The organism is Rariglobus hedericola (genome assembly GCF_007559335.1).
Classification (GTDB): domain Bacteria; phylum Verrucomicrobiota; class Verrucomicrobiia; order Opitutales; family Opitutaceae; genus Rariglobus; species Rariglobus hedericola.
This window is the reverse complement of record NZ_VMBG01000001.1, coordinates 418,787-441,687: the sequence shown is the minus strand read 5'-3', so window position 1 is coordinate 441,687 and position 22,901 is coordinate 418,787. Positions and strand designations below refer to the sequence as shown.

22 protein-coding genes and 1 tRNA gene are annotated in these 22,901 nt (G+C 61.8%); 14 read left to right on the top strand and 9 right to left on the bottom strand.

Annotated elements, in window-relative coordinates:
* Nucleotides 1-28 precede the first annotated feature (28 nt).
* The gene (locus FPL22_RS02090) at nt 29-886 is read right to left on the bottom strand and encodes an RluA family pseudouridine synthase (RefSeq protein WP_238991283.1); all 858 of its coding nucleotides are present in this window, start codon (nt 884-886) and stop codon (nt 29-31) included.
* The gene (locus FPL22_RS02085) at nt 883-1,701 is read right to left on the bottom strand and encodes an SDR family NAD(P)-dependent oxidoreductase (protein WP_144228464.1); all 819 of its coding nucleotides are present in this window, start codon (nt 1,699-1,701) and stop codon (nt 883-885) included. The genes FPL22_RS02090 and FPL22_RS02085 overlap by 4 nt, the downstream gene beginning before the upstream one ends.
* Nucleotides 1,702-1,757: 56 nt before the next feature.
* On the opposite strand from FPL22_RS02085, the gene hpf reads away from it, so the two are divergent.
* Nucleotides 1,758-2,132, top strand: coding sequence for a ribosome hibernation-promoting factor, HPF/YfiA family (gene hpf, locus FPL22_RS02080; RefSeq protein ID WP_144228463.1), 375 nt, complete (start codon nt 1,758-1,760; stop codon nt 2,130-2,132).
* Between the two features lie 189 nt (nt 2,133-2,321).
* Nucleotides 2,322-2,398 (top strand) — tRNA-Arg (locus FPL22_RS02075).
* 77 nt (nt 2,399-2,475) lie between these two features.
* Here FPL22_RS02075 and FPL22_RS02070 read toward each other — a convergent pair.
* The 7 genes from FPL22_RS02070 to FPL22_RS02040 are packed head-to-tail and all read right to left on the bottom strand — an operon-like array spanning nt 2,476 to nt 11,223.
* Nucleotides 2,476-4,803 (bottom strand): FG-GAP repeat domain-containing protein, encoded by a 2,328-nt coding sequence (locus tag FPL22_RS02070; protein ID WP_144228462.1) that lies wholly within the window; start codon nt 4,801-4,803, stop codon nt 2,476-2,478.
* Nucleotides 4,800-6,629, bottom strand: a complete 1,830-nt coding sequence (locus FPL22_RS02065) for a hypothetical protein (RefSeq protein WP_144228461.1) — start codon at nt 6,627-6,629, stop codon at nt 4,800-4,802. The genes FPL22_RS02070 and FPL22_RS02065 overlap by 4 nt, the downstream gene beginning before the upstream one ends.
* Nucleotides 6,630-6,650: 21 nt before the next feature.
* Nucleotides 6,651-7,613: a S1C family serine protease gene (locus tag FPL22_RS02060; RefSeq protein ID WP_203235097.1), complete on the bottom strand. Its 963-nt coding sequence runs from the start codon at nt 7,611-7,613 to the stop codon at nt 6,651-6,653.
* An 11-nt stretch (nt 7,614-7,624) separates the two neighbouring features.
* Nucleotides 7,625-8,668 (bottom strand): 3-deoxy-D-arabino-heptulosonate 7-phosphate synthase, encoded by a 1,044-nt coding sequence (locus FPL22_RS02055; protein WP_144228460.1) that lies wholly within the window; start codon nt 8,666-8,668, stop codon nt 7,625-7,627.
* A gap of 37 nt (nt 8,669-8,705) precedes the next feature.
* Nucleotides 8,706-9,491, bottom strand: a complete 786-nt coding sequence (locus tag FPL22_RS02050; RefSeq protein ID WP_144228459.1) for an RluA family pseudouridine synthase — start codon at nt 9,489-9,491, stop codon at nt 8,706-8,708.
* A 9-nt stretch (nt 9,492-9,500) separates the two neighbouring features.
* Nucleotides 9,501-10,625: an energy transducer TonB gene (locus FPL22_RS02045; protein WP_144228458.1), complete on the bottom strand. Its 1,125-nt coding sequence runs from the start codon at nt 10,623-10,625 to the stop codon at nt 9,501-9,503.
* A gap of 16 nt (nt 10,626-10,641) precedes the next feature.
* The gene (locus tag FPL22_RS02040; RefSeq protein WP_144228457.1) at nt 10,642-11,223 is read right to left on the bottom strand and encodes a Maf family protein; all 582 of its coding nucleotides are present in this window, start codon (nt 11,221-11,223) and stop codon (nt 10,642-10,644) included.
* A gap of 244 nt (nt 11,224-11,467) precedes the next feature.
* On the opposite strand from FPL22_RS02040, the gene FPL22_RS02035 reads away from it, so the two are divergent.
* The 12 genes from FPL22_RS02035 to FPL22_RS01980 are packed head-to-tail and all read left to right on the top strand — an operon-like array spanning nt 11,468 to nt 22,894.
* Nucleotides 11,468-13,111 carry an NAD+ synthase gene (locus tag FPL22_RS02035; protein ID WP_144228456.1) on the top strand — a complete coding sequence of 548 codons (1,644 nt, stop codon included), beginning with the start codon at nt 11,468-11,470 and terminating at the stop codon, nt 13,109-13,111.
* A 9-nt stretch (nt 13,112-13,120) separates the two neighbouring features.
* Entirely contained in the window at nt 13,121-14,401 is a 1,281-nt protein-coding gene (locus tag FPL22_RS02030) for an NAD(P)/FAD-dependent oxidoreductase (protein WP_144228455.1), read from the top strand.
* Nucleotides 14,401-15,987 carry an NAD(P)/FAD-dependent oxidoreductase gene (locus FPL22_RS02025; RefSeq protein ID WP_144228454.1) on the top strand — a complete coding sequence of 529 codons (1,587 nt, stop codon included), beginning with the start codon at nt 14,401-14,403 and terminating at the stop codon, nt 15,985-15,987. Before FPL22_RS02030 ends, FPL22_RS02025 begins: the two co-directional genes overlap by 1 nt.
* A gap of 19 nt (nt 15,988-16,006) precedes the next feature.
* Nucleotides 16,007-16,402: an acyl carrier protein gene (locus FPL22_RS02020; RefSeq protein ID WP_144228453.1), complete on the top strand. Its 396-nt coding sequence runs from the start codon at nt 16,007-16,009 to the stop codon at nt 16,400-16,402.
* Nucleotides 16,403-16,411: 9 nt separating this feature from the next.
* Nucleotides 16,412-17,674 carry a beta-ketoacyl-[acyl-carrier-protein] synthase family protein gene (locus tag FPL22_RS02015; protein ID WP_144228452.1) on the top strand — a complete coding sequence of 421 codons (1,263 nt, stop codon included), beginning with the start codon at nt 16,412-16,414 and terminating at the stop codon, nt 17,672-17,674.
* 52 nt (nt 17,675-17,726) lie between these two features.
* Nucleotides 17,727-18,002: a phosphopantetheine-binding protein gene (locus tag FPL22_RS02010; protein WP_144228451.1), complete on the top strand. Its 276-nt coding sequence runs from the start codon at nt 17,727-17,729 to the stop codon at nt 18,000-18,002.
* Between the two features lie 26 nt (nt 18,003-18,028).
* Nucleotides 18,029-19,138 (top strand): beta-ketoacyl-[acyl-carrier-protein] synthase family protein, encoded by a 1,110-nt coding sequence (locus FPL22_RS02005; protein WP_144228450.1) that lies wholly within the window; start codon nt 18,029-18,031, stop codon nt 19,136-19,138.
* Entirely contained in the window at nt 19,131-19,805 is a 675-nt protein-coding gene (locus tag FPL22_RS02000; RefSeq protein WP_144228449.1) for a beta-ketoacyl synthase chain length factor, read from the top strand. The genes FPL22_RS02005 and FPL22_RS02000 overlap by 8 nt, the downstream gene beginning before the upstream one ends.
* On the top strand, nt 19,802-20,719 hold the full coding sequence (locus FPL22_RS01995; RefSeq protein ID WP_144228448.1) for a hypothetical protein: 918 nt from the start codon (nt 19,802-19,804) through the stop codon (nt 20,717-20,719). The genes FPL22_RS02000 and FPL22_RS01995 overlap by 4 nt, the downstream gene beginning before the upstream one ends.
* Complete coding sequence (locus FPL22_RS01990; protein WP_144228447.1) at nt 20,716-21,474, top strand: lysophospholipid acyltransferase family protein; 759 nt, start codon at nt 20,716-20,718, stop codon at nt 21,472-21,474. Before FPL22_RS01995 ends, FPL22_RS01990 begins: the two co-directional genes overlap by 4 nt.
* Nucleotides 21,471-22,241, top strand: coding sequence for a glycosyltransferase family 2 protein (locus FPL22_RS01985; protein WP_144228446.1), 771 nt, complete (start codon nt 21,471-21,473; stop codon nt 22,239-22,241). The genes FPL22_RS01990 and FPL22_RS01985 overlap by 4 nt, the downstream gene beginning before the upstream one ends.
* Nucleotides 22,238-22,894 (top strand): LolA-like protein, encoded by a 657-nt coding sequence (locus tag FPL22_RS01980; RefSeq protein WP_144228445.1) that lies wholly within the window; start codon nt 22,238-22,240, stop codon nt 22,892-22,894. The genes FPL22_RS01985 and FPL22_RS01980 overlap by 4 nt, the downstream gene beginning before the upstream one ends.
* Nucleotides 22,895-22,901: the final 7 nt, after the last annotated feature.

Below are 22,901 nucleotides of genomic sequence, written 5' to 3'. Positions count from 1 at the left end.
AATCAACCGCCGGAACCGCTCCCCTGCTTCACAGCAGTCCCTTGGCCTTCGCGAAGGCCGTCATGTCCGCTGGCAACGGTGCCCGGAACGTGAATGGAAGTCCCGCGGGCTCCAGTCCGATCTCGGCGCAGTGCAAGGCCTGGCGGTCCATCAGGAGTTTTGCCTCAAGTGCGGGCGTCCAGCCGTGGTCGATGAACTCAAGGTAGTGCCTTGAATCGGGTCCGTAGATTTTATCGCCCACCACGGAGTGACCGAGCCACTGGAGATGCGCGCGGATCTGGTGCTTGCGACCTGTTTCCAGATCGGCGCGCACCAGGGAAAACCCATTCGCGACCGCCTCGCTGGAAAAATGCGTGATCGCCGCCTTGGCCTCCATGTCGCCCAAGCGCACCACCGCGCTTTTCACAAACACCGGACTGTGCAGATCTATGCCGAGCGGTTGATCGACCGTCACAGGATCACGCAATTCGCCCCACACGATCACCTGGTAACGTTTGGTGACGCGACGCTCCTGCACAGCCTTCTGCAGGCGGGACGCCATCTTCGGATCCTTCGCGAGGACGATGATGCCACTCGTCTCACGATCGAGACGAAACACCAGATGCACTGTAGGCAATTGCGTGTATTCGCGTGCCGCGCCGACGAGGCTCGACCACGGACCGGCCTTCGACGGATGACACACCACGTCACCGGGCTTTGAGATGATCAAGAGGCGGTCGTCCTCATGCACGATCCACGTTTTCAATTCTTCCGGTCCGATCATGCGCACCGTGCCCTCGCGCGGTTCTCCGCGACGCGGCGGCCAGGCGCACGCGCGGATGTCGTAATCGACCGGCTCCGGCGCGGGCTTGGCCGGCGCCGCATTCAGCGCAGGTTCCTCGCTCACGAGGACACCTTGCTGAGGCGCCACCGCGCCAGGATTTTTGCGCTGATACGCGAGACAAACGGTTTTGGAAACTTCGATGCAACCGCCGCCATCACCTTGTTTTTCCAGCCGGTGACAACCTGAGCTTTGCCTCGCGCCAGCGCCTGCAACGCTTCGCTCACAACCTGTTCGGTGGTCTGTCCGAGCGAATCCGCAACCGATCCTTTCTTGAGTCCCGCGCGGCGAAAAAATTCCGTTGAAGTCGGCCCGGGGCAGACCGCCAGCGTGCGCACACCGGTGCCGCGCAACTCCTCATTCAAGGCGAGACTCCAGTGCAACACGAACGCCTTGCTCGCACCGTAAGCCGCCAGATAAGGCGTGGGTTGAAAGGCCGCCGTCGAGGCCACCGTAATGACCGCACCACTGCGCGTTTTTAAGCACGGCAAGAGACGTCCGGTAAACTCCACCACCGCCCGCACGTTCACATCGAGCATCTCCAATTGGTGTCCCAGATTCGGCTCGGGAAACACCCCATACGCACCTAAGCCGCTGTTGTTGATCAACAAAACCGGCCCCTTCGGCGCATGCTCGGTTAGAAGGCTTAATACCGCGTCGGCGCCAGCGCTGACCTCATCATGCTTCGACAAATCGCAGGGAACATGGCGCAGGTTAAGCTGACTCACATTTATGGCCGGAACGCGTCTTGAAAGATTGCAAATGAGCACCCCGGGGTGCACCGTCGCTATCAGCTCAATGAAGGACTTTCCAATACCGGAAGATCCGCCCGTCACGATGACGGCCGCATACTTTGTGACTTCTTCGCTTAGCGAGGACATGGCCACGAGCAGGCTACCAATTTCAGGCTAGGTCTAACCAAAAACATACCGCAGTCATGAATAGACAAAATAATACGCAGGAAGTGATCGTTTCAGGTATTCACCTCGAACTAACCCCGTCCCTCAAAACTTTCGTTCAAGACAAGTCGGAACGCCTGTTCCGCCATCAGGAGCGAATTATCCGCGTTCGCGTGGAACTTGAATGCGACTCCAAGCAGGCCGTCGCCCAGCGCTTCACCGCCAAAGGCCACATACAGATTTTCGGCCCCGACATGAACGCCTCCGTCTCGTCGGATGAGTGCCACAAGGCCGTCGCCATGCTGATCGATAAACTCGACCGCATGCTCGAGCGCCGTTCGCACATGGTAAAGGCCAAGCGCCAGCACGTTCGCGTAACCGATCTGGAAGCCGCCGCGCCGGAAACGATGTGATCCGGTCAGTGTAGTCAGAGCTCAAACCCGCCGCTCCTAGCCCGGCGGGTTTTTTATTGTCTGATTTCGCGAGGCTAGCGACCGCGTTGAAACGAGGATGATTCAGGCCCGTAAAAACCAGCCCGATAAAATCTCCAAATTCGCGCTTGCACTCGCCGTTTAAAAACGGCTTTTTCACTCCTCCTCAGCGCAGCCTTAGCTCAACTGGATAGAGCATCTGACTACGAATCAGAAGGTTTGGGGTTCGACTCCCTAAGGTTGCACCATTTTTAGCCCGCCGGTCTTTAATCAGACCGGCGGGCTTTTTCGTAACTACCTTCCGCCAAAAGCGTTCGCCTGCCCGTTACTTCTGCGGATAAATCAGCACGCGGTCGTGCACCAGCAGCAGCAGGTCTTTCTTACCGTCACCCGTAACATCAGCCACGATGGCTTCGCGCGGCTCCAAGGCCTCGCCGCGGCGACCTTGATAATGGTCGTCCGTCTCGAAGACCTTGAAATGCACGCGGCTCACCCACGCTTTGGACGACTCATCGCGCGCCAGCACTTCGACCACGCTGTTGTCGGGATCCAGCGTAACTAATTCGACTTTGCCGTCATCGGTCAGGTCGCCCGCGATCACGTCGCTGTAATTAATCTCCGGCAAATCAGTCGTGTAGGTCTCGACCGAGCGCGCCGTGAAATCACCGCGATCCAGCGGCATCCACCAGAAGCGGTCTTTGCCCAACAGGAACAACTCCGACTGGCGCCCGCCCTTCCCCGTGGCGCGCACTTCGGCCCCCACCACGTCAATGCGACCGACCGGCACGGCATCAACGACTTCATAAACGCCCTGCTTGTTCGCGCGCAGGCGCTGGAACTGCTCCCCCTTGCGGTCGTAGAGCAACACCTCGGAGCGTCCGCCTTTTGGCGTGGGAATCACAAACGATGCCGTGATCTCCGCCGTCGTGTCGCGCGCGTTAAACTGATCGATGACTGTCAACGCACCCTTCGCATCCAGGCTGAGTGCGCGCGTGAATCCACCGGTGCTCACTAACAACGCCTGCTTGCCGTCACCGGCCGGATCGCCGCTCGAGACCGCGCTCGCGTCGAGATTGTCCACGAGTCCTTTGCGGAAACCCGCGCCCGCACTTGCATCCGTGAAGCTACCATCGGCGTTTTGCAGAAACAGGCGCATCGAATCGAGCGGCGTAAACACCGCCACATCGAGACGTCCGTCCTGGTTCGCATCGATCAATCGCAAGCCGCGCGGATCGGTCTTTAATCCGGTCAACTCCACCGTGCGCAGAATAACCGGCGCACCTTCGCTGTTGCGCGCGAGCACATCGAACCAGCGTTTTCCTTTTTCTTCGCGAAGCACGACGATGGACAACTTGCCCTTGCCCATGACATCGCCGGCGGCAACCGCCAGCGGACGCCCCGTTCCCGGCAGAGGTTGCGGATAATCCAGACGGCCCTCGGCATTGACCGACGCAACGCCCACCGACTGCTCCTTCAAACTCGCCACGATCAAATCGGCGCGACCGTCCCCCGTCCAATCACCCGCGGCGAGACTGCGCACATCCGCAAACGACGGAAAGCGCTCCGCCGTGGTGAACCCGCCGTCCGCCTGACGGAAATAAATGAAGACCTGCGCGCCATCGGCATCACTCACCGCGATGTCTTCGCGGCCGTCCGCATTGAAATCACCGAACGCATACGATGCCGGCGTCTTGCCCGACGTGCGCGGAGTAAACACGCGCGGACGCAGCACGGGGGCCGCGCCGTCTTTACCCTTTTTGGCCGTCTCCAGATTGAAGAACTCCAGTTGCCCGGTGCGCTGCTGGGCGAACACCAGTCGCGCCGGTTGTTTCGCTTTCGCATCGGCCGGAGCGAGAACCTGCAACGTGCTGCGCGCCGATTTAATCGAATACGCCTGCTCGGGACCGAACTGCGCCTGCGCGTTTTGCAGGCGGACGCGAAACGCATCACGCGGACTGTTGCTCAGATAAACGATATCCGGACGCCCGTCGCCATCCACGTCGAAGAGCTCGAGGCCATAGCAATTCTCATCGGCCAGCGGGAAACGCTGCGGCGAGGCCAGTTCGCCGGCCTCGCTCTGATAAAACACCACGAGTTCCTTCAGCCCGAGCATCACCAAATCCGTGCGACCGTCGCCGTTCAGATCGGCGAGACGCAGGCTGCCGGGAGACTGGATCGGGCCCGGGGCTTCGCTGAGTTTCACTTCGCGCCACGTGCCTTCCTCTTCCTGATACCGCACGGTCAACGCCTGCGGATCACCACTGTAGGCGAGATCGGCGCGGCCATCGCCATTGAGGTCGCCCGCCACCAGATCATACATCGTCACACCGGTGGTGACCCGCTCACGACGGAAACGCGCATCCTCCACGACGGGTTCCCAGCGGTTGGCATTGGCGGATTTCGTCGCGACCTCGCGGGCCTCACCCGGTTTGAGTTGATAAAGAATATCGATGGTCGAGCGGTCATTGTTCGCCACGAGCACATCGAGCAGCTTGTCGCCGTTCATATCCACGGCTTGAAGCACGCGGGTATTCCAATCGAGTTTCTGCACCTCGGGTCCGCTCAACGCGACTTCAGGCGCCGCCGCGTGCAAAGAAGCAACTGCGAGCAAACAGACGGCACCGAGACGGCCGTTAAGAAGAGATGAACTCATGGCTGTGGATGAACGATGCGGGTCTTGGTGAAGAGGCCTTCCGGCGTCTTGAGAACATAGCCGCCGCTCAATCCCCAGTAACGGCCGATCAACTCGGCATCGGGACGGGCGGAGATATCAACGTGCTTCTTTTGATCGGCTTCGTCGACGCCTTCATTTTCAGCGGTTTGATACTGAACCGCCATCTCGATCAGCGAATCGACGATGAAGCGCATATCCTGCACCTGAATGCCCACCGCATCAGCCGGGAAATTAGCGACCACGGCCTTCACGTCATCCCGTTTCCAGAACAGACCTTGATTGGACGACATGCCTTGGAGTGCGCTCTCCACGCTCGCTGCAGAGCCCACGCCAAGGAGAAATGTGCCGTTGGCGATCGCGTAAGAAAATCCGCGGCGCGCCTTCATGCCTTCCGGGGTCGGCGGCAGGTTGAGCGTATAAAGCGTGTTACCGAGATAATCGCGCTTGGTGAACATCTGGTCCGCGGCGGGACCAGCCAGACGCTTGAGCGCCTCGACGGCTTTGATGAACGTGGCTTCGTTGGCCAGCGTCATCGCGAACAATTGATCCATGTCGGTCCAAGCCGGAACGGAACCATCGGGCGTGCCCGAGGGAATCACATATGCCGTCACGATGTCTTCACCGAGGCTGCCGATCAAATCGCGTTCGATATCGATGCCGATTTTTTTATTAAACGCACGGATCTGGCCCTGGGCCATGCCGGACATCATCGGGCTGATCGACTCCAGCAACTCAGCCAGCGCGGCATACGCCTTCGGCACGCTGAAACGGCCCGTGGAAACGCTGGGCCACTTGGCCGCGATCCAATCCGGACGCAGTGCCGTGCCCGGCTGATAAGCGATCAACTTCACGAGTCCGCGCTCCTCAGTGTAGGTAAGGCCGAAATCCATGTTCGTCTCGTTAGCACCGGTCTCCAGCGAGAAATAACTTTCACCCAACACGTCCAATCCCAGCGCATTCAGGACCGCCTCGGAATCGATGCCCATCATGTTCGGCTTTGCGGCCGATTTCGCCTTGGACTCGGCCACCGCGTCACGAACCAACGGATACACCGCGGGGAAATTAACATAGACCAGAGCCTGCGCTTGGCCCACGCGCTGGCGGGTGCGCAGATAACGCTCGGTCTTGCCCAATGCCGCGTTCACTCCGCCTTGCTTTAACGCATCGATGGCGGCGAACACGCGCTCTTTGTCCAAGCTGATGAACCAGAGACCGTCCGACATCGCCCACGCGAACGAACCGGGAGTCTTGATCTCGTCGGCTTCGTCTTCCGTGGCATCGTCCGTTTTTTCATCGGTCGCTTTTTTCGCCAGCGGGCGGATGTGGACCTTTACGCCGGAGAACAATTCGGTCTCCTCCTGCAGCGATTTTTTAGCGAGAGACTCGGCGAGGATTTTCTCGATCTTCTCGCTGTCGTCACCAACCTCGAGCACGGCCAAGAACGGCGGCGGCGATTTCTTTTCCATCGTGGAAATCTTGAACGAAGGCACCGCGATCAGGACCTCACCCTTGGCGAGCGCCAGCAATTCGCGCACCGTGAGGCCGGTCGCGGTTTTCGTCTCGGCATCCCACTCGTCGATTTTGATCTCCTCGCGGAAGGGCGTGAGGAACTTAACGACTTGCGGATCATTCCAGGTTTTTGCGAGCGGGCCGGCATCCCAGCCGCGCAACAACGCGGGCGCATCGCTTACGGAAACCACGGCGAGCGTCTGGTCATCAACCAGGTTAACCAGCGGCACGGCGGGCACCGCGATGAGCAAGGAGGCAGAGGTGAAAAACGCGGATGCAATGATGGGTCGGATCATAAAATGGATTTAAAAGAGGGCTCAGGGTTTGGTCGGTTTATCGGACGTGGACGCTTTCACCGGTTGCGGGGGCTCGAGATAACGGTAGCCGGCGTTCGGATTACGCGGATCAAAGGCAAAAGCGTCACGATGGCTGAGAAAGTTTTTTAAGACGCCGGTGGGAATCGCGAAGTTCAGGCCTTCGACACCGACTTCCATGGCCTTCATGTTATTCACGCCCACGACCTCGCCGCGCAGATTGAACAACGGCCCGCCGGAGTTGCCCGGATTGATCTGCGTGGTGGTCTGGATGTAAAGCTGGCCGTCGAGCGGTCGCGTGCGTGCGCTCACGATGCCTTGGGAAACCGTGCGATCGAGACCGAGCGGGCTGCCAATGGCGAAGACGGTCTGTCCGTCATTGAGCGAGGCGCCGTCACCCAACGCCACGGTCGGGAAAAGCACCGGGCCGGCGTCCTCGATCTTCAACAGCGCGAGGTCGAGGCGAGAATCGAGGGCGACGATGCGGACTTTGTTATACTGCACTTTTTCCAGCTCGGTCGCGCCGCGGCGGAACTGTGTGACGGTGATATTGTATTCACCGGCGATGACGTGCTCGTTGGTCACGATGTAGCCGGACGAATGAATAAAAAAACCGGAGCCGAGTCCGACGGGTGTGCGAATGAGCACCACTGCTTCGCCAACCCGGTCCACGTTTTCTTTCACGGAGAACACCGAGGGATTGGTGGCGACGCGGTAGAGATCGACGTTGTCGGGCACCACGGCGATCCCACCCTTTTCGACCTTGGCGGTGAGCGATTCGATCTCGTCGCGGGGAACCGTCACGACGGTGAAACCGAGATCCACCACGATGCGGTCGGGTTTTTCGGCGAGCACTTCGGCCTCGATGGTCGCACCGCTTTTTAACTGCACCGTGCTGATCGCCCACACCGGAACAGTCAGCAGAGAGAATGCCGCTCCAAGCACGGCCAAAGGATGAATCGTCATGAGAAAAAGAATTAGGAAGTTTTGACCGGTTGACGCAGCGTCCACAATTGACGCGCCTGCCGGATGGTTTCGCCCAGGACTTCGGGTGTGAGTGCTTGTTTCGGATCGTCGCCGATTCCCTTGCTCGGCTGGACGTGAGCCTCGATGCAAAGGCCGTCGGCGCCGTAAGCGACCGCCGCGAGGGCGCAGGCGGGAACGTAGGAAGCCTTGCCCACCGAGTGCGACGGATCGACGACTACGGGCGCCCAGGTTTTTTCCTTCAGCAGCGGCGTGATGCTTTCGTCGGGATGATTTCGGTAACCGTCGAGCGCCGGAGCGGTGCCGCGCGGACAAAGGAGCACGTTGGGATTGCCGAAACTCACGATGTATTCCGCGGCGGAAATGAACTCGCTAATCGGCCCCATGTGCAGGCCGCGTTTGAGGAGGACGATGGTTTTGCGATCGGCAACGGCGCGGCCGATGGCACGGAGCAGCGAGTAGTTGAGGGCGTTGCGCGCACCGACTTGGAGCATGTGCACGCCAGCATCGAGCGCGAGGTGCAGTTGCGTCTCATCCATAACCTCGGCATCGACCGGCAGGCCGGTGCGGCGATGCGCCTCCATGAGAATATCCAGCGACTTCACGTCACCTTGAAACGAATACGGATTGGTGCGCGGTTTCCACACACCGCCGCGCAGCGCGTTGGCTCCGGCCTCTTTCACAGCGTGAGCGGTCTCGTAGAGGAAGTTGGGATTCTTCGGATCGATGGTGCATTGGCCGGCGATCACCAAAAGTTCCTCGCCGAGCGTGACACTTCCGAGCGTGATGCGGTGGCTCGCGAGATCGGACCGGCGGTCCATGAGCTTGTGCGGCGACTGGATGCGATCAACGCGCTCGATGTAATCGAGGCCCTCGATGCGCGTGATCATCAACTCGTCGCGCTCGTCGCCGACGATGGCGTAAATGGTGCGAACCGCACCCACGATGGGCTGCAGTCCGCATCCGAACGGCTCGACGATGGCGGTGACCTCAGCCAGTTGCGCGGGAGTCAGGCGGTTGCTCTTGGGTAAGATCATGTCGCGGGCCTGAATTCCGCCGATTATGTGCCTGCTGTCAAAGCAACTGGGCAAACTCTTCAGGCAAAGGCGCGGTGGCGGTGAAATTGAACTTTTTACCCTGCCACTCGTAGTCGAACGTCGTCTGGTAGGAGTGCAGAAAGAGCCGCTTGTGACCGGTGGTCTTGGCGAACTGTTTGTTGGCGGGGAAATCGCCGTAGGTCAGGTCACCGACGATGGGCAGGTTGCGACCCGCGCACTGCACGCGCAGCTGGTGGCTGCGGCCGGTGAGCGGCTCCAGTTGCAGCAAGGCGAGCGGCGGCACGACGTCGCGACGCTGGCGGATCACGGTCATGCGCGACTCGGAGGCCTTGGCGGCGCCGGTGGCGGCATTGCCCACGCCGACGCGGATTTTGGCGCGACGCTTCTGCACGGAAAGGCGGTCGCGCCAGAGCTGCGAAGCCTCGGACGGTTTTCCAAACACGACGGCTTGGTAGAGCTTGCGAATATCCTTCTTCAGGAAAAGTTCGCGCATGTAGGTCGCGAGCGCCTCGTTGGCGGTGGCGAGGATCACGCCGGACGTGGCGGAATCGAGGCGGTTCAACAAATACAGACGGCGCGGCGCGGCACCGGGGACATCGGCGGGCGTCCAGTTGAAGGATTCGTCCTTGATGGAATAAGGCACGGTCAGGAGCGCGCGCGGGACCTCGCTCTCCATGTTGGGATGCGAGAGCACGCCCTCGGGCTTGCTGAATGCGGCGAGACCATTGGCGTCGTGCGTGAGCAAGGTGACTCCGTTGCCGAGCGGGAGTTGCTCCCAGAATTTTGAAGGAAAGGCGCTCATGTGACGGTATTAGTTATATTGAAAAGTAAAAGTGATCTCCTGCGAGGTGCCGAGCACGCCGATCATGTCCTCGGGCCACGCACCGTAGGGCGCCCGGGCGACAATCGCACTCACGCAGGCGTCCTTGGCGGCACGGCCTCCGGAACTCTCGACGCTGACAATCTTCGGGATGTCCCCTTTGGAATCCATGATAAACTTCACGACCACTTTGGTCCCCGCGGTCGGGTAAATGTTACTCTGGCCGATGATGCGCTGCCACTGGATTTGCACCGACTCGATGAACTTCTGCATGTATTCACCGTAGGCGCTCCACTTGGCGTTGTAGGCAACGGCGCCGATATTCTCGGTGCCGAACTCACGATTCGCCAGCGGCGACGGACGGGCCTTCACGATATCGGGCGCGAGCGTGGGGCGAGACTGCGGGCGCTTCGCATCGACCTTGTAATAAAGACCCACGCGCGAGCCGGTGTCGGATTTCGCATCGGCGACGCCCTCGACGCGCTCGGGCACGCCGGTAGCGTTGGGCGCGGGCTTGCCGACATTGCTGCCAATCCCGTCGGCGCTGTCGCCCTCGAATTTTTCGGTGCCTGACAACGGCAACTGCTCGCGCCGGGCGATCTCTTGCGCAGGTGTTTCCGGCTCGTTGGACGGCGGAGGCCGGCGTGCGGGTGGCTGCGGCTCGACCTGCATGCCGCTCACGATGGCCGTAGACGACGTGGTCGGATCACCCTTGCTGGCCGGCGCGTCGCTTTTGCCGGCGGGCGTGGGCGTTTCTTGGGCGACCTGCTGGTTTTGCGCGGCGACGTTGTCGGTTTTGTCGGGCGCGTTATCAGGCGCGTTGGGGTTGGCCTCGACGAACTTCGGCGGCTGCACGGTCTCGGGAACGACTTCCGCAGGCGCCATCTCGATCTGAAAATCGCGCGACGCCCAGTCCTCGGCGGAGTCCGACGATGAACGGAGCTCCATCCACTGTTCGATCTTCGGCGCGAGCACGAGCAAGAGCACATGCACCAAAATCGTCGCCACCACGCCGATCTGCACGGCGCGCACGTCGGAATTGCGCGACCACACCGAACGCGCGGAACGCCGGGCAGGCGCAGGCGGTTGGGCGGATGAAGGCGGTGGCTTGATCATGAAAAGCGGTGACAGCTCAGGATTTGAGCAGACCGCAACGAGTCAAAATTTGTTTCGTTTCATCCACCGGCAATCCGATGATGTTCGTGAGAGAGCCCGTGTAATTCGCCACAATCAGCTCCCCGTGGTCCTGAATCCCGTAGCCGCCGGCCTTGTCGAGCGTATGCACCTTCGCGAGGTAGGATTCGATAATCGCCTCGTCGAGCACCTGCATCGTGACCTCGCTGGCCACACCTTCGTCGATCCGCACGCCCGCGGATTCATTTCTCAACGCGATGCCAGTGAACACCGTATGGCTGCGTCCGCTCAACCGTCGCAACATCGCCCGCGCCTCGGCGGCGTCGGCGGGTTTATTCAGCGCGTGGCCGTCGATAAACACCGTGGTATCGGCGCCCAGCACCCACGACTGCGGATGACGCGCGGCAACCCAGTCGGCTTTGAGCGCGGCATTATGGGCCACCATCACGCGCGGATCGGTCGTAGAGTCTTCGTGTTCCGTCACTTGCGCAGTGATCACGTCAAACGTCACGCCCAGCCCCGCGAGCAATTCGCGACGCCGGGGCGAAGCCGAAGCCAAGATCAGCGGAGGTTGAGACATGCACACACCAAGCCCGCCCCACCGCCCGCACGGAAGCACCAAATTACAGCCTCCCAGCTTGGCCCGTCAGCCAACGCCCTCACCCAAACGATCCAGTTTGTAACTTATTAAGTTACAAACTGGCGGTTAACCGCGATTTCTCGGACAGGTTTCTTGAAACGAGTTGGCGCACTTGCGACGGGGGTTGCCTTGTGGGTTGTCAGCGGAGCAACACGCCTCAATGGTGCGCCCTCTTCATCTGCCCATGCGCATCGGCCTCGCCCAGCTTAATACCATCGTCGGAGACCTGACCGGCAATCGCCGGCTCATCCTCGACGCCTATAAATCCCTCGTCGCCCAAGGCGCCGAACTGGTCGTTTACCCCGAACTCGTGATCTGCGGCTACCCTCCGCGCGACTTGTTGTTCAAACGCCGCTTCGTGTCCGACATCGAAGCCTCTCTCGCGGAAATCGCCTCCGGGATCGGCCACGTGCCCGCCCTCATCGGCACGGTTGAAAGCAACCCCGCCAAGGACGGTCGCCGCTTTTTCAACTCCGCCGCACTATGCCAGGACGGCCGCGTCGTCAGCTACGCGCGCAAATGCCTCCTGCCCACTTACGACGTGTTTGACGAGGACCGCTATTTCGAGCCCGCCGCAACGCCGCCGTCGGTCATCACGATCAACGGGAAAAAAGTCGGCATCACCATCTGCGAGGATATCTGGACGCACCCGCAGTTTGCCCCGCGCAATCTCTATCACTTTGAGCCACTCGCCTGGCTCGCCGGCCAACAGCTCGACCTGATGGTCAATCTCTCGGCCAGCCCGTGGCACCACGGCAAGGGCCACCTGCGCACGCAACTCGTCACCGACGCCGCGCGCCAGCTCGGTTGCCCGGTCGTTTACGTCAACGCCATCGGCGGTAACGACGAGCTCGTGTTCGACGGACGCAGCCTCGTATCCAATTCCCAAGGACAGGTCACCGCGCTGCTCCCCGCGTTCGCCGCCGATTCCCGCGTAGTCGACATCGCTTCGGCCGCTCCCCTCGCCCCCGCGACGCCCGATCCCGCCGAACTGGGCGACATTTATCAGGCGCTCGTGCTCGGGCTGCGGGATTACGGTCATAAAAGCGGCTTCAAAAAAGCACTCATCGCCCTCTCGGGTGGCATTGATTCCGCCCTCGTTGCCGTGCTCGCCGCCGAGGCATTCGGTGCGGAGAACGTTATTGGAGTTTCCCTGCCGTCGGCCATTTCGTCGCAGCATTCCCGCGACGACGCGCGCGATCTCGCCCGCAATCTCAACCTGCGCTTCGAAACCATCGCCATCGCCGACACCGTGGCCGCCGCCGAGGCTTCACTCATCGACGTTTTTGCCGGACGCCCGCGCGATGTAACCGAGGAAAACATCCAGGCCCGCGTGCGCGGCGTCGTGATGATGGCGCTCTCCAATAAATTCGGCGCGCTGCTCCTCACCACCGGTAACAAAAGCGAAGTCGCCGTCGGCTACTGCACGCTTTATGGCGACATGTGCGGCGGTCTCGCCGTCATCAGCGACGTCTTCAAAACGCAGGTTTACGACCTCTGCCGTTGGATCAATCGCGACCGCGAAATCATCCCGGTAAACACCATTGAAAAACCGCCGTCCGCCGAGTTGCGCCCCGGCCAGGTCGATCAGGACAGCCTACCGCCTTACGATGTGCTCGACGCGATCTTGAAGGGTTATGTCGAGGAAGGCCTTTCGCGCCGCGATCTCGTTGCGCAAGGTTTCAGCGAAGCCGTCGTCAACGACATCGTGCGCAAGGTTGATCTCAACGAATACAAGCGTAAGCAGATGGCACCGGGCTTGAAGATCACTCCCCTCGCCTTCGGTGTCGGCCGTCGCATTCCCATCGTTCAAAAATACGTCAGCTAACCCGTCCGCATGTCCCAACCCACTTACGATTACGATGTGCTGGTGATCGGCGCAGGTCCGGCCGGCAGTTCAGCCGCCACGCGCACCGCCGCCGCCGGGCTCAAGACGATCGTCTTCGAAAAAGAAGCGTTCCCCCGTTTCCGCATCGGCGAATCACTCCTCCCGCATGGCAACGCACTGCTGCGTGAAACCGGCGCCTGGCCCAAGGTCGAGGCTGCCGGCTTCATCCCCAAATACGGCGCCAGTTTTCACCTCGCCGATGGATCTGCGGACAAGGAAGTCATCTTCTCCACCGGTCTCGTCCCCGGATTGGAAAGCACCTTCCAGGTCGATCGCGCGAAGTTCGACGCCATCCTCGCCGATCATGCGCGCACCACCGGAGCGCAGGTGCATACCGGCATCACTGTTCGCAGTGTCGTCGCCGAAAACGATGGCCATCGCGTCACCTTGGTCTCGCCCGAGGGCGGCGACACCAGCGTCACCGCGCGCTGGGTCATCGATGCGGGCGGACGCGATTTGTTTTTCCCCAGCGAATTGAAACGCGATCTCGAACCCGCGCGCGCTCCCAAGCGACTGGCCATTTACAGTCACTTCAAAAATGTGGTCCGCGCACCCGGCATGGCCGCCGGCCACACCGTCATCGTGCGCCTGGCCGAAGGTTGGTTCTGGGTTATTCCGATCGATGCCGAGCGCACTTCCGTCGGTCTGGTCACCACCTCCGAGGCGATGCGCCGCTCGCGCCTGCAACCCGCGGCATTTTTTAACGATGCCGTGGCTTCCTCCGCGAAACTTCGCGAACTCATGGAGGGCTCCGAGCCGGTCATCGATTTTCACGTCACCGCCGACTACAGTTATTTCCGCCGCGAACTAGCCGAAGACCGCTTCGTGCTGACAGGTGACGCCGGCGGTTTCTTCGATCCGATTTTTTCATCGGGCGTCTATATGGCGTGCTACTCGGCCAAGCTTGCCGCCGACATGATCGTGCGCGCCCACGCCGAAAACCGCGCGCTCACGCCCGCCGAATGTCGTCGCTACACGAAGGCCGTAAAATCCCACGCCGGCGTTTTTCAAAAACTGATCAACGCCTTTTACGACAACGACAGTTTCTCCGTCTTCATGTGCAAACAACCACCCATGGGACTCGCGCCGGCGATCACGTCCATCGTGGCCGGACACTCCAAGCTCACCTGGCCCCTCTGGTGGCGGTTTCAGATATTTTTGCTCGTCTGTAAATTCCAACACCGCTTTCACCTCGTGCCCGATCTCCGAAGCGGCGGAAACCCCGCCTGATGGAAACGCCCTCCACCGCTTCAACCGCCTGGGACGTCGTCGTTCTCGGCGGCGCACTCTCCGGTGCTTCGACCGCCTGGTTGTTGCTTCGCCGTAATCCCCGCCTGCGCGTGCTCATCCTTGAGCGCAGCGATCAGTTCAAACGTCGCGTGGGCGAGTCCACAGTCGAGGTCAGCAGCTACTTCCTCGGCCGCGTGCTCGATCTTAACGAGCACCTGCACGAAAAACATATCACCAAACAGGGCCTGCGTTTCTGGTTTCAAAACGAACACACCCACACACTGGATTCGTGCAGTGAAACCGGTCCGGGCTACAACGTCCGCCTGCCCGGTTATCAAGTGGATCGCGCGGTGCTCGACGAAGAGCTGCTCGCCCGCACTGTCGCCGCCGGTGCCAAGCTGCTGCGCCCGGTGCGCATCACCGATGTGACGCTGGTCGCCGGCGGACAACAGACGATTTCCTGGTCGTCCGAAGACGGTCGGACCGGCGTGGAATTCGCCCGCTGGGTGGTCGACGCGTCAGGTGTGGCCGCGGTGCTGGCCCGCAAAAACGGCTGGCTCGTCCCCAATACCGATCACCCCATCGCCTCCGCGTGGAGCCGTTGGACCGGTGTGAAAAACTGGGACTCGCGTGAGCTCGCCGACAAGTTTCCCGAGTGGTCGCGCCGCACCAAAGGGTGGCGCAACAACGCCACCAATCACCTCGTCGGCCGCGGCTGGTGGGCGTGGATGATTCCGCTCAAAGGCGGCGACGTAAGCGTGGGCGTGGTCTTCGATCAACGCATCACCGATCTGCCGGCCGGTGAGTCGATCGGTTCGCGTCTGCGCTCGATGTTAATGGAACACCCCGCCGGTGCCGAGCTGCTCGCCAACGCGAGCTGGCAGGAGGGCGACGTGCATTTCCGCCGCAACCTCGCCTATCGCTCCACCACGTTCGCCGGCGACGGTTTCGTGCTCGTGGGTGACGCCGCGGGATTCATCGATCCGTTTTATTCACCGGGGATGGACTGGATCGGATACACCGCGTGCTCGGCGGCCACGCTCGTGGATGGCTCGATCCGCGGCAAACCCAAGGCCCCGCGCATCGCCCGTCACAACGAGCTGTTCACGACGAGTTACGACCGCTGGTTTCGCGCAATTTATCAGGACAAGTATTACTACATGGGCGACCACGAGCTCATGACGCTGGCCTTCCGCCTCGACCTCGGGCTCTACTATTTCGGTGTCGTCTCGCAGCCGTTCAAACACGGTGCCGCCGCCTTCGAAACACCCGCATTCGCCGGCCCGCATACGCGGCTGCCATTCAGGTTGATCTCCGGCTATCACCGCCGGTTGGTTTCCATCGCCCGTTCGCGCCTGGCTCGCGGCGTCTGGGGTCGCAATAACCACCAGCACTACTTCGGTTTTCGCAGTTACGAACTCACGTGGACGCTCCCGTTCCGCCTCATTGGAGTAGTCGGTGTGTATGCACGCCTGGAATTGTGCGAGGGCTGGCGCACGTGGTTTGTCACGCCGGTGGCCCCCGCCGAAAGTTCCTGTAACTCCTTGAAAAGCACTGGCAGCAAGGAAAGCATCGCCACTCTTTAATTTCATTACACGACGTATCATGTCCGACGACTCCACAACGCCTCCTTCGGCCCCCGCCCCCAAACCGGTCAAGCGCAGCCCGCTCGAAAAGTTTTCACTTTCCGTTCGCGATGCCCACACGCGCTTCATGACCACGGGTGATGTCGAAGCCTTGGACCTGGTGGTCCTCGCCATCGTGCACGACCATCAGCCGATGCAGGTGCGCGCCGCGTCGCCGGCCGATTTATCCAACTCCGCCAAATTGATCGGTGACCTGGGCTTCGACTCCCTCGCACTCGCGGAGATCGTTTTCTTCATCGAGGATCTTTATCAGGTTTCCGTCTCCAACGAGGAGATCATGGCCATCACGACCGTGGGAGAACTTCGTGATTTCGTCCGCGTGAAGGTGGCAGCCCTCCTGCCGTCCCAAACCTGACACCACCCTGTGTCGCGCTCCGTCCTCATCACCGGTCTCGGCTTCATCACGAGCATCGGGAACGATGCCGCCACCGTTTCCGAAAGCCTGCGCTCCGGTCGCGGCGGCATGGCGCTTCACCCGTTGTGGGACAACCCCAACATCCCCGTGAAAGTCGCCGCACCCGTGCGCGACTTCACGGTCGATTCGCCGAGTTGGCGCGACTGGTCGTGGCCCGCGCGTTATGATGTGCCGCGTGAAACTCTGCGTAGCCTAGCGCCGCACGGCGTCTATGCGTTTTGCGCCATGGAACAGGCGTTGGCCGATGCCGGCCTGACCAAGGCCGATCTCGGCAATGGTGAAACCGGCTTGTTCTGCGCCTCGGCCGGATCCGCGTTCATGTTGCACCACCACCTGGCGCATGCCCGCTCAAGTAACTTCGAGCGCGGCAATCCCATGGGCGTCGTCACGTCCATCGCCGGCACGCTCAACTTCAACCTCGCCGCCCACTACGGCATCACCGGAGCGGTCGCCGGCTTTGTCTCCGCCTGCGCCTCATCGAGCCACGCGATCGGCTACGCCATCGACGAGATCCGCCTCGGCCGTCAAGAGCGCATGATCGTGGTCGGCGCCGAAGAGCTGAACGCCGACACGCTCCTGCCCTTCGCACCGATGCGCGCCCTCTCGCTCAACACCGATCCCGCGACCGCCTCGCGTCCGTTCGACACGGCGCGCGATGGCTTCGTCGGCACGGGCGGCGCGGTCGTGTTGATTATCGAGGAAGCCTCGCTGGCCCGCCGTCGCGGAGCCACGCCCTATGCCGAGCTCATCGGCTGGGGCCAGGCCTCCGACGGCCACAGCGTCGCCATCTCGCACCCCGAGGGCGCGGGTTTGCGCGAAGCGATGAAGCGCGCGTTGCGCGACGCCGGCGTCACCCCCGGCCAGATCGATTACATCAACGCCCACGCCACCTCGACGCCCATCGGCGACCGCGCCGAGGCCATCGCCCTGCGCACGGTATTTACCGATACGGGGGCTAGTCCCGTCGTCAGCAGCACCAAAGGTCTCACCGGCCACGGCCTTTCCATGGCGGGCGCGATGGAAGCGGGTTTCTGTGCTCTCGCCCTGCGTGAAGGCTTCATGCCGGGCAACGCCCATCTCTCCCACGCCGACGAAACCTGCGCCGGATTGAACCTCCCGCGCGAAACGCTGTCCGTCGCCCCTTCGCTCGTGCTCAACAACAGCAGCGGCTTCGGCGGCAGCAATGTCTGCCACGTTCTCCGCCGCATCTGATTTCAGAGGCTTGCACCCCGCCTTTCCCCTCCCTGTCATTCCCTTCCTGTTCATGTCCGATCCGCTTTTATCCAAACTCAAGGTCCTCGTCGTAGAAACCCTCCGTCTCGAAGACGTGGTCGCCGCTGAAATCCCCGACGATGAGCCCCTCATCGGTGGCGGTCTCAGTCTGGACTCCATCGATGCGCTTGAGCTCGTCGTGCGCCTGGAAAAGGAATTCGGCATCAAGATCAGCAGCAGCGAGGAGTCCCGCACGGCTCTCGCCAGCATCCAGTCACTGGCCACGTTCATCCGCGCCCACGCCGCGCCCGACCGTCTGCCCGCCTGAGTCGGGACAAACAACCGGCCGCCTTCATGAGCGCCACTCTCCCGCCGACACGCATCGCCGCCTGCGGCGCTCTCACCGCCTTTGGCGATGAAGCCGTCACGCTCGCCGCACTGCTCGCAGGCCGCCGCGCGCTCGCCCCCGTTCCTGTGCTCGGCGCCGATGGCGGTGATCTCGTGCCGCTCGCGCTATGTGCCGGTCACAGCTACGACGAAACCGTTCCACCCGGTTGGATCGAACTCGTGCGCACCCTCGCCGCCCGTATTCCCGGCGAAGGCTGGGGTTCGCCGCGCCGACCGGTATTTGTCACCAGCAGCAATTTCGGCGTCGGCAGTCTCCACGCGTTTCGCCGCACCGGCGACACCGCGCACCTGAACTACGGCACGCCTTTTCGTTGTGTGGACTGGCTCGCCGGCCAACTCGGCTGGGGCCCGAACATCACCACGTTTTCCCATGCGTGCGTCTCCGCGCATCTCGGCCTGCTGCAAGCCTCGCGCGTGCTCGCGGCCAATCTCGCCGACGAGGCACTGGTGTTCACCTTTGATTTTCTCAGTCCATTCGTCGCCGGTGGTTTTCACGCGTTGAAAATCCTCAACGCCGATCTGCCCACGCCTTACCAGGATCGCGCCACCGGTTCCATCGGCCTCGGTGATGGCGCGGCGTTTGCCGTGCTCACGCGCGACCGCGGTGATTTCGCGCTGAGCGCCCAAAGTCTGCATAACGAGATGCACCATTTCACCGCCAACCAAGCCGATGGCTCGGGCTTCGAGGCGTGTCTCGCGCCTTTGCTCGCCGCCACCGCAGGCCGCCGTTTCTGGCTCAAGGGCCACGGCACCGGCACGCTCGAGGCCGGCCGCCTCGAATCCAGTGTGCTGGCGCGTCACTTCGGCGGATCTCCGCTCGTGTCATGGAAGGGCAGCCTCGGCCATACGTTGGGCAGTTGCGGCTTGGTCGAACTCGCCATTGCCGCCGCCGCGATTCGTGTCGGCCGCGCTCCCGGCACGGTTGGCAGTGAAGCGCCCGCGTTTACGCCGGACGTCGCGCTGTCGCCGTTCGATCTCGCCGGCTTCGACAGTGTTCTCTGCACCAGCAACGCCTTTGGTGGCGCCCACGCGGCCCTCCTTCTCAGTCATGCTTGAACGCTGGATCACCGCCCTGCACACCGAGGACGCCGGACTCGAGGAACCCGCCGCCACGCGCGAGCGTTTCAAAGAGCGTTTCCCCAAAAACGCCACGCGGCGCATGACCCAGCTCGGGTTGCTCGTCGGCGCCTCGCTCGAGCCACTCGGGCCCACCGAAAACGACACGCTCGTCTATGCGTCCGGTTACGCCGAAACCCGCGCACTCGAGGGCTACCTCGACAGTTTTCCCGGCGCGAGCCCCACGCTGTTTCAAACTTCGATCCATCCCAGTGCCGTGCAACAGGCGCTCATCATCCGCCAGCAGGCCGTGCGTCAGTTTTTCCCCATGACCGGCAGTGAGTTTCTGCCTGCACAGGCCCTGCAAGTCGCCCTCCTCGCCGAAACCCCGCGCACCATTCTCTGCGGCGGCGACGAACGTGGCACCTGGCTCTTGGAAAACCACGCCGCCAGCGAACGCACCTTCGCCTTCGCGCTCGCCCTTTCCGTCTCGCCCGAAAACGCCTTAGCCCGCGTTACGCTTGACCTCGACTCGGAAGCGGACCGCGACGCATCCGCCCAGGAAGTGCGTCTGCCGCTCCTGGCGTTTTTCGACTTAGTGCACACGCGGACCCCGTTCGCCGGCCTGATTGCGCCCGGGCGCCGGCTCACCCTCGACTGGTTATGAGCACACCGGCGGACATTCCTGTTTTGCCCAAACGCAATCCCGGCCCGAGCTGGGGTTACGCTTTTTTGCGCATCGCCGACCGGGTGGTGCCCGAATTCATCTACCGCCCGATTCGCTTGTTCGGCACCTGGATCGCGCTTTGCAACATGCCCTCCCAGGCGAAGCACTCGCGCGATTACCTACGCGCCGCCCTCGGGCGCGAGCCGACCCGCCGCGAGGTATTGCGCCACTTCTTCGTTTTCGAGGAAGCGCTCATGCTTAAGCTGCGCGTCTCGCGCGGACTCCCCCATCGCGGCGTGCTCACGAACACCGGAGCTGACTTCAGCGCCTTTCTTCACTCCCAGGAACCGACGTTCCTAGGCACGTTTCATTTCGCCGATTCCGACCTCACCGGCTTTCTCATCGGCGGTCAGGAAAAGCGCCATGTGTCCCTCATTCGTCAACGCGTCGGCAATTCCGAAGACATTGACCGCCTCGGTGCGCGTTTCTCCGAGTGGGTGTCGTTCATCTGGGTCAACGAAAGCGAAAACCTCCTGTTCGCGCTCAAAGACTCCATCACCGCCGGAAACTCCATCGCGCTGAAATGCGACCGCCTCGAATTCAGCGCCAAGCGTGAACCCTTTCAGTTCCTCGGTGCACGAAGGCTGTTCCCCTTCGCCATTTATCACCTCGCGTTGATCTTTCGCATGCCCGTTCTGCTCACGGTCGGCGTGCCCGGGAAACCCGGTGAAACCGACATTTACAGCTCCCCCGTCTGGCGACCCGATCCAGCGATCAGCCGCGAAGCCAACCTCGTGAACGCCCGCGTTCATTTCCAGGATTTCATCAACATCCTCGAAGACCTTTTGCGCATAAATCCGTATTGGTGGTTCAACTTCATCGAACTCAACCCCGCCGTTGAGGAGGACGCGTGAAGACGTTTTTCCATCGGCTCTGGCTGCCTATCGGTTATTACCTGTGCTGGATCTGGTTCGGCCTCGGCGGGCTTTTTCTCAACATCGCCTGCGTGCCGTTGCTGCTCCTTCCGAATCCCGAGCGCTACGGTCCTCGCGCCCGCCGCACCACCCGTTGGATGTTTAATTTTTGGGTCCGCTGGCTGCACTTCTCCGACGTCATTCCCGCCAAATGGATCGGCTTCGACCGCCCGCTCGGCAACGGCACCATCTATGTGGCCAATCACCCGTGTCTCCTCGACGCACCGATCCTCCTCGGGCGCCTGCCGGACACCGTTTGCATCATCAAACCCGCCCTGTTGCGCAATCCCTGCACCGGTCCCACCGCGCGCATGTGCGGATTCGTTTCCGCCGGCGAAAACGGCGTCGACCTCATCCGCAACGCTGCCGAACGCATTATCGCGGGCCAGTCACTGTTGATTTTCCCCGAGGGCACGCGCACCGAACGCGGCGTAAAAATCAATGCGCTCAAGCCCGGTTTCGCGGTCATCGCCCGCCGCGCGCAATGCCCGGTCCAACTCATCCGTATCCGCTCCGGCCCCAAGCTCGCGCGCAAAGGCAACCCGTGGTGGCGCGTGCCGCCATTGCCGTGCTGGATCGAGATCACCCTCGACGAATTGATTCCGGCCGCGGAAATCGGCGACCCGCTGGAATTCACGGCGCGCATCGCCGCCCACTTCAACGCCACGCTGCCTCCGCCCGACCCCAACGCATGACGCCTTCCTCCACCCACCTCGTTCTCATTCCCAGCTATAACGCCGGTTCCCGCCTGCTGCCCACGGTCGAAGACGCGTTGCGCCGCTGGCAGCCCGTGTGGGTCGTGATCGATGGCAGCACCGATGCCAGCGCGCAAAGTCTCGCCCCGCTCGCCGCTCGCGAACCCTCGCTGCGGATCATTCATCGCCTGAGCAATGGGGGCAAAGGAGCCGCCGTGCTCACCGGCATCGAAGCCGCGCTGGCCGCCGGTTTCACCCATGCGCTCGTGATGGATTCCGACGGACAACATCCGGTCACACATATCGAGCCGTTCATGGCCGCCTCTCAAAAAACGCCCGCCGCCCTCGTGCTCGGCCTGCCGGTCTTCGGCCCCGAGGTGCCGCTTGAACGTCTCCACGGCCGCAAGCTCAGCGTGGGCCTCGTGCACTTTGAGACGTTCAGCAAAACTCTCATTGGTGATCCGCTCTTCGGCTTTCGAGTTTATCCCGCCGCTGCGTTGCGTGACGCCCTCGCCCGGACGCGAGCCGCGCGTGGCTTCGACTTCGATCCCGAGATCGCCGTGCGCATGGTCTGGGCCGGCGTGCCCACGCTCAATATTCCGGCACCGTGCCGCTACCTCACCAAGGCCGATGGCGGCGTGTCGCATTTCCACTACCTGCGCGACAACGTCAAAATGGTGTGGTTGCACACCCGTCTTATCACCCAGCTGTTACTTTGGCGCTGGCCTGCTGTCCGTCGTATCAGCCGACAAACTCCCTCCCTATGAACTTTCGCCACTCCCTGCTCCTGCTCGCTCTCTGCGCCCTACCCTTGCGCGCCGAGTTTCCCGCCGATCTCGCCACGCCTGATTACCGTATCGTCCCCGGCGAAAACGACGCCTCATGGTTGCCCTTGGTCGCCGACTTGAAGGCCAAGCCTCCGCTCAAGGCCGTCTTCAACGAGAACCGCTACTTCCCCTTCCGCAAAGGTCCCGCCAAACTCACCGGCGAGATCCGACTCGATCCGGTGCGCGGCTTGAGCCTCCACTACCTCACGCCCGAAGACCGCCTCATGGTCGTCGATGAAAAAGGCGGCTTCATGATGGATGAACGCGGCCGCCGCCGCGAACTCCCCGACGATCCGCGTGCCCAGGCCGCCACAAAGGCGTTGCTCAACGTCCTGCGTTTCGACCTGCCCGAGCTCGCAAAAAATTTTTTACTCTACGGTGCCCGCGACGGCAGCTCCTGGCGCTTCACCTTTGTCCCCAATCCCGGCCCGCTCGCCAGCGTGCTCAATCCGATCACCGTCACCGGCGACAACGGCTTGGTGAAAACCATCGAGATGCGCAAAGCCGCCGCCCAGCGCGTGGAAATTCTCATCGGCGAGACCAAGACCGGCGTCACGTTTAACGAAGCCGAACTGACTAAATTCTTCCGTTAATCCGCCG